Below are 15625 nucleotides of genomic sequence, written 5' to 3' on the forward strand. Positions count from 1 at the left end.
GTCGTGGCGTGGCCGCCCGCCTTTTTTCCTGGAGGTCGTGATGAAAAGAACGATGTTCGCGCTGGTGTTGGCGCTGGCCGCGATGGCGGCGCACGCCGACGAACGCGTGGTGGGCGAACGCATGGCCGACGGCACCGGCTACGCATCGGTCGTGCGCACCGGATATGGCCAGGCCCCGGATCGCGGGCGCTTGCTGATGGTGTTCGAGCAGGACGGCATGGCCGGCGTTCCGCTGTGGGAAAGCCGCGACGAGGGCGCGCACTGGCGCTTCCTGATGAACGTCACCGACCAGCCGCACGCGGGCGACAAGCAGTGGCAGCTGCGTTGGCAACCGCACATCACGGAGTTGGCGCAGGCAACCGGCGATCTGCCGGCCGGCACCTTGCTGCTTTCGGCCAATGCCACGCGCAACGACGAGCATGGCCGGGTTTATGTCGAAGACCTGCAGATGTACGTGTCCACGGATGGCGGCAAGAGCTGGCGCTACCGCAGCTCCATCGTGCAAGGTGGCGGGCGTCCCGAGGACAAGGACAACAAGGGCGTGTGGGAACCCAACGTGCATCGGCTGGATGACGGGCGCCTGGTCGCCTATTACTCCAGCGAGCAGCACAAGGGCGAGGGCTACAACCAGCTGCTGGCGCACAAGGTGTCGGCGGATGGCGGGCGCAGCTGGGGCAGGGAAGTGTGGGACGTGGCGATTCCCGGCGGCGTGCAGCGGCCGGGCATGGCCATCGTCGCGCGGCTGGCCGACAAGCGCTATGCGATGACGTACGAGAACATCGACGGCCCGCGCAACGGACAGGTGTTCATCAAGTTCAGCCGCGACGGACTGGACTGGGGTGATCCGCAGCGGCATGGCGAGCCGGTGATGACGCTGTCCGGCTTCTGGCCGTCGGCGTGTCCGGTGCTGCAGTGGTTTCCGCAAGGCGGGCCGGAGGGCGTGATCGTGGTTTCCGCGCAGCGCGCCGGCGGCGGTGGCGACGAGGGCGGGCGCAGCTTGTACTGGAACAACGCCTCGGGCCGTGGTCCGTGGTGGGAGGTGCGGGCGCCGGTGCAGAAACGCAGCGGCAATATCCATGCGGGCTGGACGCAGGCCTTGCTGGCGCGTGGCGACGGTTCGTTCCTGCACGTGACGTCGTCGTCCGCGGCCGATGCGCCGGAGCAGGCGTCGCGCAACGAGATGCTGTCGGCGATCGCGCCGCTGCGTTTCGACCGCTATGAGGCCGAGGACGCCGAGCTGACCGGTGCGGCCGTGGTACCCGATCCCGCGGCGTCCAACCAGCGCAAGGCGAGGCTGGGGCAGGGCGAATCGCGCTTGCGTTTTCTGGTGCACGCGGCGGGTGGCGTACACCGCTTGAGCGTGCGCTTTGGCGATCTCGGCTTGCCTGCCGCGCCGGTGCTGATGGTCAACGGTGCGCGTGTGCCTGCGGCGATCGACAAGGCCACGGATGGGCAGCTGGCGACGGTATCGGCATCGCTGCTGCCCGGTTTCAACACGATCGATATCGAAGGCGGCGACCACGTGCTCGACATCGACTATCTGCAGGTGGATGGCGATGCGCCGGCGTCGCCGGGAGGTAAAGGCAAGTGATGCGCCATGCCATGCTGTTCGCCTTGCTGCTCGCGGCTCCGGTCGCGCAGGCCGCCAAGCCGATCGGTCCATTGCTGCCTTCCGGCCCCGATCCGTGGGTGACGCAGCGCGACGGCTTCTACTACTACATGCACACGCAGGGCGACCGCATCTCGCTGTGGAAGACGCGCGACATGGCGAAGCTGGCGGATGCACGGCCGGTGACGGTATGGCGCGCGCCGGCCGGCGGACCGAACTCCGCGGCGATCTGGGCGCCGGAGCTGCATTTCCTCGGCGGCAAGTGGTACCTGTACTACTCCGCCGCGGACAAGGCGCACAACGACGATGCCCACCGCCACGTGTTCGTGCTGGAAAACGCCTCGGCCGATCCCACGCAAGGTGCGTGGGCGGACAAGGGCATGCTGCAGACGAAGCTCAGCGGTATCGATGGGACGGTGTTCGAACATCGCGGCAAGCTGTACTTCGTGTATTCGGCTTACGTCGGCGACCACAGCGACCTGGTGATCGCCCCGATGCGCGATCCATGGACGCTGGCCGGGCCGCAGGTGGATATCGCGGCGCCGACGTTCGCCTGGGAAATGCAGGGCGGGCGGAAGATCCTGGAGGCGCCGGAATTTCTGGCCGGGCCGGAAGGCAAGGTGTTCCTGACGTATTCGGCCAGCGCCTGCTGGTCGGATGGCTATTCGATCGGGATGCTGAGCGCGGATACGGACGCTGACCTGCTCAAGCCTTCCTCATGGTCGAAGGCGCCGGTGCCGGTGGTGAAGAGCTCGCCGAAGGATGGCGTCTACGCCACCGGGCACAACGGGTTTTTCAAAGGCGCCGACGGCTCGGATTGGATCGTGTTCCACGCCAATGGAGGTCCGGATTGGAAATGCACCGCGAAGCGCGCGCCGTATATGCAGAAGTTCCGCTGGGATGACGGCGGGCGCCCCGTCTTCGCCGATTGAAATCCTTGCTCAGGAAACCGCCGTAGGTTGGGGTGAGCCGCAGGCGAACCCCAACGATGCGATACGCTCTGCACTGGCCATGTTGGGGTTCGCCTACGGCTCACCCCAACCTACGCGGTGACGCGGTGACGCAGAGACGCATCACGACATCGCCTCCGTCCCCGGCACCTCCGCCCACACCACCTGATTCCTTCCCGCGCGCTTCGCCGTGTATAGCGCCTTGTCCGCCGCGCCGAGCATTTCCTCGCCGTCCTCGTAACGCGCCAGCTCGCTCGAGGCGATCCCCGCGCTCACCGTGACGAAGCCGCGCACCCCGCGCACATGCAGGATGCGCAAGGCCTCGACCCGCCCGCGCAGCTTTTCCAGCAAGGCGCCGGCCGCATGCGGCATGTGGCCGCTCATCAGCACCACGAACTCCTCGCCGCCGGCGCGCGCCAGCGTCACGCCGGTCATGGCGGCCGCTTCCCCCGCCAGCGCCTGCGCCACCGACGCCAGGCACTGGTCGCCGGCCAGATGCCCATAGGTATCGTTGAAGGCCTTGAAGTGATCGATGTCGAGCATCGCTATCGCCAGCGGCGTGCGGGACTGCCGCGCGCGCTCCCATTCGCGGTCGAAGGCGCGATAGAAGCCGCGGCGATTCAGCAGCTGGGTCAGGTCGTCGCGCAGGGCCGCGCGGCGCAGGCCGTGGTGCAGTCGCTTGAGTTCGTCCTCGGAGGACAGGTGCCGGCCCAGCATCAGGGCGGCGCGCAGCGCATACGAGGCGATGCCGGCGATCACCGCGCACGCCGCCAGCACGGGGCTGCGATGCAGATAGGCGAAAGCGAGCAGGCACAGCGCCAGGCTCAGCACGAAGGGACTGACGCTGCCGGCAAGGTGCCGTACGCGCGCCGGCGGCCGGTAGACGCGCAGCCAGTCGCCGTAGCGGCGGCTCAGCAGCAGGCCGATCGCGGCGAAGGGCACGCTCAGCAGCAGCTCCGGCACATACGACTCGCTGGAGAGCACGAAGCGGTTATGCGCCGCCGGCGCGAACAGCTCGATCCAGGCAAACGCGGTAAGCACCATGAAGAAGCGCCGCTCGTCGCGGCGGCGCGCGCCCAGCAGGCGCAGCGTGGCGAATATCGCCACGAACAGCCCCATGCCGTCGAACAGCCAGACGATGGCGCGGGCGTTGTCCGGCTGCGCTTCGGCGCCGGCCACCAGGGCGCGCACCAGGCCGTAGAACATCAAGGCGATCAGGATCGCCAGCGCCGCATCTACCCATGCCGTCCAGCGGTAGGCGGGCAGCACCGGGTCGTAGGTCGCCGCGAGGGTGAGCAGCAGGCTGCCCATGCAGAAATAGAAGGTGGGATCGAAGGCCACCAGGGTGCCCTGGGGATTGACCAGCGAATCGGCGAACAGCAGCACGAAGGCCGCAGCCTGGCTGAGCAGCGCCGCCAGCAGCAGCGCCCACAGCGGCCGGTTGTGCGGCAGGCTCAGGCGCACGCGGCGCAGGCTCAGCAAGAGGGTGAAAGCGAGTATCGCCAGCACGCACGCGTAGCTCAGGCTCAGCACGTGCGGCGGTTCGAACACCAGCACGGCGAGCTGCGCCGCCAGCAGGGGCGCATAGATACGCGGAGCGAGAGCCTGCATCTTCATGGCGCGTCGCATGGGCGATGGGTGCGGCCACTTAAGCACGAATCCATGCGGGGTTGTACCGACTGTGCTGCGGTGAGGCCCGCGCCTACGCAATGACAGTCACGGAGCGCGCCGACGCGCGTTCGGACCGTACGGAGCACGCCGGCATCCGCCTACATACGCAGGCCCGGCGCCGCAGCAATCTATCCCTGCCCGGACCGGCTCCCCAGCAGGTGCGGGCCGCGGACGCCCGGGTTCTCCCCTCTGCCCCGGGCGCTCGCGGGTCCCCCCGTTCCGGGGGGACCGCTTTATTCGTCCGCAACGGAGCGCCGGCCATGCCACTCGCCAGATCTGTCCGCACGCCCGGCGAACCGGGCCACCGCAGGAAGCACCTGCCGCAGCTAGCGCTCCCGCGCCGCCTCGTCGCCATGCAGCAGCAGGCTGACCCGCACATGCAGCCCCGTGCCGAAGCGCGAATCGAGCAGCTGGATATCCGCGCCATGCATTTGCGCCGCGCGCTGCACGATCGACAGCCCCAGGCCGTAGCCGTCGCCGCGCGTGCCCGGCTCGCGGTGGAAGCGCTCGAACAGCGCGGCGCGCCGTTCGGGCGGGATGCCCGGCCCGTTGTCGACGACGTCGATCACCGCCACCCGTCCGGCGCGGGACAGCGCCAGTTCCACCATGCCGCCGGAGGGCACGTGGCGCATCGCGTTCTCCAGCAGGTTGCGCAGCATGGCCCTGAGCGCCGCCTCGTCGCCGTGCACCACCAGGCGCGGCGGCAGCGGAGCCAGCACCAGCTCGACCTGGCTGTGCGCGATCACCGAGACCATCTCGTCGATCACGTCGCCGGCCAGCGTCGCCAGATCGACCGGAGCCATGGCGCGGCGCCCTTCGCCCGACTCCAGCCGCGCCAGCGCCAGCAGCTGTTCGGTGCGGCGGGCCAGCGCGACCAGGCATTCGCGCGCATCGGCCAATGCGCTGTCGGCGGCGCCGGGTTCGCGGGCGCCGATCGCGGCGTCGAGGTTGATCATGGTGGAGGCCAGCGGCGTGCGCAGTTCGTGCGCGACGTCGGCGCTGAAGCGGCGCTCGCGTTCGAGCGCGTTCTCCAGGCGGCCGATCTGCTCGTTCAGCGCGTCCAGCAGCGGACGCAGCTCGGTCGGCGCGTTCTCCAGCGTCACCGGCGCATGGCTGCCCGGTTCGCGCCGCAGCAGGCGCCGGGCCAGCGTGTCCAGCGGCTTGAGGCCGCGCCGGATCGCCCAGCCCATCAGCAGGGCCAGCAGCGGCAGCGCGACGAACAGCATCAGGCCGTACTGCACCCACAGCGCCTGGCTGATTTCGGTGCGGCTGTCGTAGCGCTCGGCGGTGCGGATCCATTCGCCGTCGCTGCCGCGCGGCAACTGGAACACGCGCCAGCGGCGCGTGCCGAAGGAGACATCGCGGAAGGCCTTGTCGTCCGCCCGCGGCGCGGGCATGCCGTCGAGATTGGCCGTGGTGGCCAGCACGCGCCCGTCGGCGGCGAATACCTGGTAGCCCACTTCCGGCTCGTAGGAATGGGTGCCCTTGCCGTGTGCGGCGGGCGTGCGCGAAGGCGTGGGCACCACCACGGGCCGTCCGTCCGGCGGCATGCCGCCGGTGCGCAGCAGCACGTCGAGCGTGCGCGCGGACTGGGCCAGGCGCCCGTCGAGCAGCTCGTGCACTTCCTTCAGCGTATAGCGGTAGCTGAGCGCGCCGAGCAGGAGCATCGCCGCGGCGAGGATGGCGATGACCATCCAGCGCAGGCGCGCGCGCAGGCTGGGAAAGCGCAGGGCCGATCCGCTCATCGCGCTGCGCTCATGGATGATCCAGCGGGATGGTGTAGCCGAAGCCGCGCACCGTCTTGATCGCGTCGAAGCTCAGCTTGCGGCGCAGGCCGTGGACCAGCACGTCGAGCGCGCCGGAGCCCACCTCGTTGTCCCAGCCGTACAGCGAGCTTTCCAGCTGCTCGCGGCGCACCACGCGGCCGGCGCGTTCCATCAGGTATTGCAGCAGGGCGAATTCGCGGCGGCTGAGCTCCACTTTCTTGCCCTGGTAGGTGACTTCCACCGCCGCGGTGTTGAGCACCAGCGGGCCGACCTCGATGCGGTTGTCGGCCATGCCCTGGGCGCGGCGCGTGGTGGAGCGGATGCGCGCGGCCAGTTCGTCCAGGTGGAAGGGCTTGACCAGGTAGTCGTCGGCGCCGGCGTCCAGGCCGCGGATGCGCGATTCCAGGTCGTCGCGCGCGGTCATCACGATGATCGGCGTGCGCAGGCGGCGGCCGCGCGCTTCGGTGAGGATCTCGAAGCCGTCGCGGTTGGGCAGGCCCAGGTCGAGCAGGAGCAGGTCGACCGAGGGGTCGTTCACCGCGGCCATGGCCTCGCGGCCGTCGCGGATCCAGGTCAGCGTGTAGGCGAGCTGTTCGAGTGCCCGCTGGATGGCTTTGCCGAGGAGCGGATCGTCCTCGATAAGAAGTATGTGCACGGTGGCAACCAGGCTCGCGGGTGGCGTGGAGTATCCGGGAAAATGATCGGGTCGGTGTATTAGGGGCGGCTTAGCCGTGGGGTGGGGGCTTCAATGTGTGGGGGGGTGAGGCTGGGGTGTCTCGCCTTTGGCGAGGGTTTCGCCCCGCTGCCGCGGGGCGAGTTACTTTTTCTCTGCGTGCCCAGAGAAAAAGTAACCAAAAAGAGAGGGCACCCTGCTTGGCGCCCTCAGCAGCGCAGCTGCTGAGGGTCCGTGAGGGCTGGCCGGGCTTTTTGACAGGGCATCCATGCCCTGATCAAAAAGGCGGGGACATCGTGTCCCCGCCCCCCTGCGGGGGCCTTTTCGTCCAGCCCTCACCGCCGGCGCCAAGGGGACCCGGTAGATCAAGAGCAAAAGCGTGCAAGCGGAACGCCGCGGCTGCGCCGCGAGCTCTGCGCTGGATTTTCGCTCCGCCCGTCATTCCCCCTCTCCCCTCCGGGGAGAGGGTTGGGGTGAGGGGCCGGGGCTTGCCCAGCCGCTCACTGTTCGCAAACCAAAAGCCCTTTCCTTTACCCGAGATCAGCTACAAGATCGCCCCTTCACCTGGACGGCCATACCCCGAGCCACCACGCTATCCCCAGCAATTTCACCCCGAACGAGTGGCCCCGAGCCGCGTACGTGACCGACATTCACCCCCTCAGCGGCTCCACCTCGAACAAGCCCGCCAGCGTCCGCCACCGGACGCTTCAGGGCCGCTGCTGGTCCGTGCTGCTGCTCGTCTGCGCCTTGCTCGCAATCAGCGCTGCGGTCTGTGCAAACCCGGCCTTCGACTACCGCGTAGGCATCCGCCTCTACAGCGGCGACGACGGTCTGCCGCAGTCGCACGTGAACGCCATCGTCCAGGCCCGCGACGGTTATCTGTGGGTCGGCACCTTTGGCGGTCTGGCCCGTTTCGACGGCACCGCCTTCACCATCTTCCATGGCCGCTCGCGTTCGGGCTCGGGGCGCATCGATGCCCCGGCCAGCGATCGCATCACCGCGCTGCTCGAAAGCCGCGATGGAAATCTGTGGATCGGGACGGAAGACGCCGGATTGAGCATCCGCGACCGTTCCGGTTTCCGGCATCTGCCGGTCTGCGCCGCGAGCTGCCAGGTCAACGGGATGCTGCAGGCGGGGGATGGTGGGATCTGGGCGGCGACCAATGCGGGGTTGCTGAAGCTCGATCCGGTCAGCGGGGAGGTGCGCTGGAGCGAGCATTCCAGTCCGGTCGGCGACAACCAGCTGGTCATGGATCGGGCGGGGGCGCTGTTTGTCGGTGGCAATAACGGCTTGCACCGGGTCGAAGGCGGCGTGCTTCAGCACATTGCGTTGCCGGCGAACGACCACACAGTGTGGCTGCTGCGGCTGGATGGCGACAGCTTGCTGGTCGGCACGGAGACCGAGCTTTACCGCTATACGCCGGCCACGCAGCGCTGGCTGGCGCTGGGCGTGGCGCAGCCCAGGGATGCGGCGCAGGCGCCGGACGGGCGCTGGTGGGTGGCGCAGGCCACGGGTGGCGTGCTGGTGCAGGACGGACATGGTGGATGGCAGGAAGCGCCCGAGCTGTCGGTGCCGGGCGTGGCCAATCTCACCTGGGACAACGAGGGCAATCTGTGGGCCGGCAGCGGGCATAACGGTTTGCTCAAGGTGCGTGCGCCGCTGTTCGGGCTGGTAGGCGAGCGCAGGCTCGGTACCGCGATGGCTGGCCGTGCGATTGCCTACGATGGCGAGGGCGGGCTGTGGCTGGGCTCCGCCTGCGGCGGTCTCTTTCATTGGGAAGCCGATGGCCGCGCGCGAGCGGTGGCGATGCAGCCTGCGCTGAACAGTTCCTGCGTCTTCAGCCTGCTGCTGGATCGCCAGGGCCGCCTGTGGATCGGTACCGCGAACGGGGAGCTGGGCCTGTTCGACAACGGCGCGGTGCGGCGGGTCGACACCTGGCCGAGCAAGGAGCCGGTCAATGTGTGGCAGCGCGACGACGGTGCTTATCTGGTCTCGACCGCTGGTTCGACGTTCGCGCTCGATATCGGCGCCGATGGACGCATCGTCCGCCGGCAATCCATCGACGCCCTGCGCGGCATGCGCATCGGCAGCGTGAGCAAGGCGCGGCGCGGCGGCTACTGGTTCGTGGGCGACCATGGCGCGTGGCGATTGCAGGGCGGGCAGGTCGCCGAGCATTGGACGGTCGACGACGGACTGTCCTCGCGCTTTGCGCGCGCGCTGCACGAGGATGCCGACGGCAGCTTGTGGATCGGCACCTATGGCGGCGGCCTCAACCGCATCAAGGACGGCAAGATCCAGTACTACGACCGCAGCAACGGCCTGTTCGACGACACCGTGTCCTGCATCGAGGCCGACGGGCGCGGGCGCCTGTGGCTGGCGGGCAATCTCGGCGTCACGGTGCTGCCTTCACCCGCGCAGGCCGCCGCTTCGATCGAATCGGTGCGCTTCGCCGAGCGCGACGGCCTGATTCCCGCCGAAATCAACGGCGGCGGTTCCGCCACCTGTTATCGCGACGGGCAGGGCCGGCTGTGGTTCTCCCTGGTATCGGGCTTCGGCGTGCTCGATCCGGCCAAGGTGCCGGGCGCCGAGCCGGCGCCGCCCACCTCGCACGTGGAATACGCGGCGGTGAACGGCCATGCGCTAGATCTTTCCGGTCCGCAGCTGGTGCTGCCGCCGTTCTCGCGCAACCTGGAAATCCGCTACACCGCGGTCAATCTCGGGCGCCCTCAGGAAACCCTGTTCCGCTTCCGCCTGGCCGGCGTGGACCGCGACTGGGTCGATGCCGGGCAGAGCCGCAGCCTGCTGTATCCGGTGGTGCCGTGGGGCGTGCACCAGCTCGAGGTGCAGGCGCGCGTGGTGGGCGGGCCGTGGGTGTCGGCGCCGGCGGTGCTGACCATCGTGCACCCGCAGCCCTGGTATCAGCGGCCGTGGATCTGGACCCTGATCACCTTGCTCGGCCTGCTGGTGCTGGTCGCCGGCGGCCGTTCGGACGGGATCGGCGCAACGGCCTGGCGGCGCCTGCGCTCTTAGCGGCTTTCAGGCTTCCGCCGTCCCGCCGCCGGTCGGCGGCAGCCGTATCTCGATGCGCGTGCCGCGGCCGGGCTGGCTGTCCATGGCGATGCTGCCGCCGCAGTCGGCCACGAAGCGGTGCACGATGCTCAGCCCGATGCCGGTGCCTTCGCCGCGCGGCTTGGTGGTGAAGAATGGCGTGGACGCATGCGCGAGCACGTCCGGCGTCATGCCGACGCCGCCGTCCTCGATGCGGATCAGCGCATGCGTGCCGTCGACCTTGGCCGAGATGCTGAAATGCCCGCCCTGCGGCATGGCGTCGGAGGCGTTGCTGGCCAGGTTCAGCAGGGCCAGTTCCAGTTCGTCGCGATCGGCCCGCACCAGCAGGTCGCCGGCGGAGATATCGAATTCCACCTTGATGCGCGGGTGGAACATCGCGGCGATCAGCGCGGACATTTCATCGATCGCCTCGCCCAGGTCGAACACCGCCATGTCGCGGCTCTGCGGGCGGCTGAAGCTGAGCAGGCGGCGGGTGAGGATGGTGCCGCGCCGGGCCGCGCGCTCGATGCGCGACAGCGCCATGTCCGGCCCGCCGTTCGAGGCGGGCGCGGCGACCAGGCCCAGGATCACGCTGAGGATATGGTTGAAGTCGTGGGCCACGCCGGTGGAGAGGCGGCCGATCGCTTCCATGCGCTGCGATTCCAGCAGCCGCGCATAGGCCTGGTCCTTCTCGTCCATGGTGCGCTGCAGTTCGCGGTAGGCGGCGTCCAGCTCGCGGCTGCGCGCGATGGCGCGCTGCGAGGAAAGAATCAGCCGGTCCAGGATGGTCGCCAGTACCAGGAAGTTCATGCCGGACAGGAACAGGCTGGACCAGGTGTCCGCGCCGGCTACGGCATTCGTCGCGCCGTGCAGGTCGCTCCACGCACCCAGCAGCACCGACAGCACGCTGCCCAGCGCCACCCACCACACCGCGGCGCGGCCCAGCAGCAGGCCGGCCAGCAGCAGCGGCAGCAGGTGGATCATCAGCAGGTCCGGCTGCGCCTGCAGTCCGTAGACGGCGTAGTTGATGCCGATCAGCAGCAGGCTGCCGATCACCGTGAGGCTGGCCGACCCGCGGTAATAGCCCGCGCGTGCCAGCGCGAAGCAGACCCATGCGTAGGCGCCGATCGCCATCGCGGTCCAGGCATCCTGGGGTTGCGCGGCATCGGCATGGCGATGCGCGGCGATGGCGGCGATCGAGGCCACCGTGCCGACCGCGGCGAGAATCGCCTGCAGCATCCGGTCGCTGCGCGGTTCGGCGGCGGGGAAGGGCAGCGGCCGCCGATGCGTGAAGGACTGCAGCGGATTCGAGGAGGCTTCGGTGGACATGGCAACCGGGTCGACAGGTGAAAGGGGTGGTGATGCCACGGCGGATACAAGGATCAGGTGCATCGATCTGCGCCGCTGCCTTGTGCCGGACACGCATTGTAGGACGCCCGATGCGCAAGCCCGGCTTCGCACTTTATCCGTGACATCGGCTTCACACCCGAGCGTTGTAGTCTCCGGGCGTTTTCAGGGGGCTGAATCCACGATTTCCGCAACAAAAGCATGCCGGCGTCCGTAGGTATCCGCGGCGCCCCCATGCGGCTGTCGCCCCCGTGCTGTGGTGGTCTTGAGGCACCTCGGGGAGTCCAGCCGGCTCGCCCGTCCATGCGTCGACGTTGGCTGGAGCACATCACTTCAAAGCGTAGTGGGGCGGACCGGCAGATCGGTCCAGGGAGCGCTCTATGAAAGACACCGTTCGCCTGCGGGCAGCCGTTCCGCGTATTCCACAGCGGATCGAAGCGGCCGTTCTGCGCAGCCATGCCGAATGGGGCAACACGGAATAGCTCCATCCATCCGCGAGGCGGTGCAGTGCACCTGCCTCGACACGCATGCATCGACCGGCAAGCGTTTCATTTTCTTTTTATTGCGGTAACGACGGAAGCGGCGCACGGCCGGGCCGGCTCGTGTCGCGCGCCTCCATTCTTCAGACAGGGGGAATCGTCATGGCAGACAGCAGCAGAACCACCAACAAGTCCCGTTCGATCAGCACGGCACCGGCGTCGATCTCGACCGCCACCTTTACCGTGGCCGATTATCTGTTGACGCGGCTCAAGCAATTGCAGGTCACCGAGGTATTCCAGATACCCGGCGACTACGTCAAGCACTTCACCCAGGCGCTGGAATATTTCGACGGCGTCACCGCGATCGGCGCCATCAACGAACTGGACGCCGCCTACGCCGCCGACGCCTATGCGCGCACCCGCGGCCTGGCCGCCGTGTCGCTGCAGTTCGGCGTCAGCACCTACAGTGCGCTCAACGCGATTGCCGGCGCCTGGGTCGAGCGCAGCCCGATCGTGGTGATCAGCGCCACGCCCGGCGCCGACATGCGCGACATCACCGACATGTACGACGTGCTGTTCCACCACTCCACCGGCGACCTCAATTCCGACCGCGCCATCTACGAATACGTCACCGTCAAGGCGGTCACGCTCAGCACCAATGTGGGCGCGGCCGAACAGATCGACGAGCTGCTGGTCGAGGCGATCACCCAGAAGCGCCCCGTCTACATCGCCTGCTACAAGGAAGTGTGGGGCCAGCCCTGCGCGCGGCCGCCGGCCACGCCGCTCAAGCCGCGCGTCACGCGCAGCCCCGAGCTGGCGCTGCGCAATGCGGTGGACCAGGCCTGGATGCAGATCACCCAGGCCAAGCAGCCGCTGATCTTCGCCGGTGTCGAGGTGCTGCGCTTCGGGCTTTCCGGCCTGCTGCAGAAGATCATCGACGCCAGCGGCTTTCTCTACACCACCACCAGCCTGGGCAAGAGCGTGCTGGACGAGCAGGGCGACAAGTTCATCGGCACCTACTCGGACGCGGCCTCGATCGAGGCGGTGCGCGAGATCGTAATGGCTTCCGATTGCGTGCTGACCTTGGGCGCGATCATCACCGACGACTACCTCACCTTCATCGAGAGCAAGTACGGCAGCATGGTGCTGGCCGACACCGACGGCGTGCGCGCCGGCTATTTCAAGTACGGCGACGTCACCATGCAGGATTTCATGGAGGCATTGCTGGCGCGCTTCGTCGCGAGCAAGGCCTACCCGATCAAGGCCAAGGCGCCGCCGCAGCCGAAGTACCCCAATCCCTGGGCGGCCAACTCCGACCCGGTCTACGACGTCGATCCGCAGATCATCACCTACAACCGTTTCTTCGCCAACACGATGAAGTTCCTGCAGGACAAGAACCTGCTGAAGGACATCGTGATGACCTACGGCGTGAGCTCGGCGATGTATGTGGCGACCAATGCCTACGGCCTGGCGCAGGGCAGCTTCATCGCCTCGGCCGCGTGGCAGTGCATCGGCTTCGAAACCGGCGCGGCCTCCGGCGCCCAGCTGGGCAGCGGCAAGCGCGCCTGGACCGTGGCCGGCGACGGCGGCTTCATGATGGTCTGCCAGTCGCTGTCCACGCTGGCGCGCAACCAGCTCAACGCGGTGATCTTCGTGATGAGCAACCAGGTTTATGCGATCGAGCAGGTCTACGTGGACATGTCCGCGTTCAAGCCCGGCCCGAAGCACAAGTTCGATGCCTTCGACATCCTGCCCAAGTGGGACTACCTCGCCCTGGCCCAGGCCTTCGGCGCGGAAGGCATCCGCGTGACCACGGTGGACGAACTCAATGCCGCGCTGCCGCGCATCGCCAGGATCAAGAACAAGCCCGTGCTCGTCGAAGTCGTCATTCCGCAAAAGGATCTGCCCGGCCAGATGTACCGCCTCGGCAGCGAATAACGCTGCCAGCCACTCTCATCCAGGGAGCCACACACCATGACACAGAAGACCTATGCGATCTTCGGCGCCGGCGCCGCCGGCCTCTACACGGCCTGGCGGTTGCTGAGCGGCCAGTGCAAGCAGGCCAAGTTCAATGCCAAGCAGCTGAAGAAGGGCGACATCCTGGCGCTGCACGACTGGGGCCGCTACGACTTCACCAAGCGCTATCCGGGTACCCGCGCGGCGGGTGCGCGCATCTGCACCTGGCATTACAACAACGACAAGACCAACTCCTACGTCGAACTCGGCGGCATGCGCTATTCGCACTGGAACCGGATTCCGACCAAGGAGTTCCCGGACCCGAACAACGGCTTGGCGCCGGGCCACCGCGTGGTCACCGCGGTCATTTCGCTGCTGGGGCTGGACAAGTATTCGGTGCCGTTCAATGTCACCAACAACCAGCTGTTCTATCTGCGCTCGCGCAATTTCTATCTGAACGGCATCACCTCGAATACGCCGGCGCCGTATGCGGTGAACAACTTCGGCGCGGCCACCACGCCGGACCAGGGCTTCACCATCGTGCAGGACCTGGCCACCACCAAGCCATGGGCCGATTTCACCCGGCGCGACTGGTGCTCGTTCTACCAGCACGGGCGGATTACCGCGAAGCTGCCGGAGTCCAGCGTGTTCCAGCAGGGCGATTACCTGAAGGACATCGGCTACTGGAACCTGCTTTACGATCAGCTCGGCGCGGAAGGCTACGACTACGCGGCCGACGGCAACGGCTACAGTTCCAACGTGATCAACACGCATGCCGGCGTGTCGTTCAACATCAACAACGAGTTCACCCCCGGCAGCCAGTACCGCACGCTGTCGATCGGCTACTCGGGCATGTTCAATGCGCTGTTCGAGGAGATCCTGAAGCTGGCCAAGGCCAAGGGCGTTGAGTTCCGCTACCACCCCGACACGCGCCTGCATTCGATCCTGTCGAAGTCCGGCAAGGCGGTCTACACCACGGCGCTGCGCGCCGATCCCAATCTCGCCGCGGGCGGGGGCGAGGCCGATGCCGCATGGCTGGCGATGCCGCGGGCCGCGATCGACCTGGTGGCGCAGGCCACACGTTTCCGCGCGCCGGCCAAGGGCGAGGTGGACGTGCTCAACCACGAGAAGGTGAGCCTCTATCTCGAAGCGACCATCATGCAGCCGTCGTACAAGATCGGCATGTTCTTCGACCAGCCGTGGTGGTCGCCCGACATCGACAATCCGGCGCCGTATCCGGCCATGGTGGTCGGCTACACCATCACCCCCGACACCATCGCCGGGCTGCGCGCGCAGAAATTCCCCGCCGCCGCGCTGAAGGCGATGGCGACGATGATCGAGGTTCCGTACGAGTCGGCCGGGGACATGGTGAAGGCGATCGAGAACATCACCGAGCAGGCCTTGACCATTCTGCAGGTCAAGCAGCTCACCGCGGCTTCGCGCAACGACACCATCGGGCCCAGCGTCAGCAATTCGCCGATCCGCATGGTGGTGTACTTCGGCAACAACGCGACCACGCCGAAGAAGAAGCCGGTCTACGGCATCCTGGCCAGCTATGACGACGAGGACAACACCGCGTTCTGGCACGAGCTGGAACTGGGCCCCAAGCGCCAGCGCGAAATCCCCAGCTCGTCGGACACCCAGCCCCTGGAAGGGCCGCGCAAGGTGCCCGCGCGGATGGTGAAGATGTTGCGCAAGATGCTGGCGGAGCTGCACTTCGGCCCGAACACGGACTACACGGCCGTGCCGGAGCCGCTGGAATCGGCCTACATGGACTGGTCGCTGCCACCGTTCAATGCCGGCTATCACGAATGGGCGCCGCATTACGATATCGGCGACGTGCAGCGCAAGATCCGCAAGCCCTCGCAGCTGATCAAGGGCGCCGATGCCGACATCTTCATCGTCGGCGAGGCTTATTCCAACGACCAGGCCTGGGTGGAGGGCGCGTATTGCACCTCGGAGTCGGTCTTGAACGATTTCTTCGGCATCGAGCCGATCATCGACAACAAGGCCTATCCGTTTATCTGTCCGGAAGAGTCGGTGGTCGGCAATGCCGACGACGTGGAGAAGTTTCTGCGCAATATCGATCCGGCACGGCAGTCGGAGGAGTCCGAGCCCGTGTAAGG

The 15625-nt window shown here is 67.5% G+C and carries 9 protein-coding genes; 5 read left to right on the forward strand and 4 right to left on the reverse strand.

What is annotated here, in order from left to right; genetic code table 11:
- Nucleotides 1-40: 40 nt before the first annotated feature.
- Together FHW85_RS02050 and FHW85_RS02055 are read left to right on the forward strand one after the other, a co-directional pair.
- Nucleotides 41-1591 carry an exo-alpha-sialidase gene (locus tag FHW85_RS02050; protein ID WP_168647139.1) on the forward strand — a complete coding sequence of 517 codons (1551 nt, stop codon included), beginning with the start codon at nucleotides 41-43 and terminating at the stop codon, nucleotides 1589-1591.
- Entirely contained in the window at nucleotides 1591-2541 is a 951-nt protein-coding gene (locus tag FHW85_RS02055; protein ID WP_168647140.1) for a glycoside hydrolase family 43 protein, read from the forward strand. Before FHW85_RS02050 ends, FHW85_RS02055 begins: the two co-directional genes overlap by 1 nt.
- Before the next feature lie 141 nt (nucleotides 2542-2682).
- On the opposite strand, the gene FHW85_RS02060 is transcribed toward FHW85_RS02055, so the two are convergent.
- From FHW85_RS02060 to FHW85_RS02070, 3 genes are all read right to left on the reverse strand, one after another.
- Entirely contained in the window at nucleotides 2683-4176 is a 1494-nt protein-coding gene (locus tag FHW85_RS02060; RefSeq protein ID WP_168647141.1) for a GGDEF domain-containing protein, read from the reverse strand.
- A 380-nt stretch (nucleotides 4177-4556) separates the two neighbouring features.
- Entirely contained in the window at nucleotides 4557-5975 is a 1419-nt protein-coding gene (locus FHW85_RS02065; protein ID WP_168647142.1) for an ATP-binding protein, read from the reverse strand.
- 10 nt (nucleotides 5976-5985) lie between these two features.
- Nucleotides 5986-6651 carry a response regulator gene (locus FHW85_RS02070; protein WP_168647143.1) on the reverse strand — a complete coding sequence of 222 codons (666 nt, stop codon included), beginning with the start codon at nucleotides 6649-6651 and terminating at the stop codon, nucleotides 5986-5988.
- A 657-nt stretch (nucleotides 6652-7308) separates the two neighbouring features.
- Here FHW85_RS02070 and FHW85_RS02075 point away from each other — a divergent pair.
- On the forward strand, nucleotides 7309-9699 hold the full coding sequence (locus FHW85_RS02075; protein WP_168647144.1) for a two-component regulator propeller domain-containing protein: 2391 nt from the start codon (nucleotides 7309-7311) through the stop codon (nucleotides 9697-9699).
- A 6-nt stretch (nucleotides 9700-9705) separates the two neighbouring features.
- Here the strand turns inward: FHW85_RS02075 and FHW85_RS02080 are convergent, their stop codons facing one another.
- Nucleotides 9706-11046: an ATP-binding protein gene (locus FHW85_RS02080; protein WP_167258649.1), complete on the reverse strand. Its 1341-nt coding sequence runs from the start codon at nucleotides 11044-11046 to the stop codon at nucleotides 9706-9708.
- A 659-nt stretch (nucleotides 11047-11705) separates the two neighbouring features.
- On the opposite strand from FHW85_RS02080, the gene FHW85_RS02085 reads away from it, so the two are divergent.
- Nucleotides 11706-13481, forward strand: a complete 1776-nt coding sequence (locus FHW85_RS02085; protein WP_168647145.1) for a thiamine pyrophosphate-dependent enzyme — start codon at nucleotides 11706-11708, stop codon at nucleotides 13479-13481.
- Nucleotides 13482-13517: 36 nt separating this feature from the next.
- Complete coding sequence (locus FHW85_RS02090; protein ID WP_210427674.1) at nucleotides 13518-15623, forward strand: hypothetical protein; 2106 nt, start codon at nucleotides 13518-13520, stop codon at nucleotides 15621-15623.
- Nucleotides 15624-15625 lie beyond the last annotated feature (2 nt).

Origin of the sequence: Dyella sp. SG609, from assembly GCF_012275375.1 — a bacterium.
Lineage (GTDB): Bacteria > Pseudomonadota > Gammaproteobacteria > Xanthomonadales > Rhodanobacteraceae > Dyella_D > Dyella_D marensis.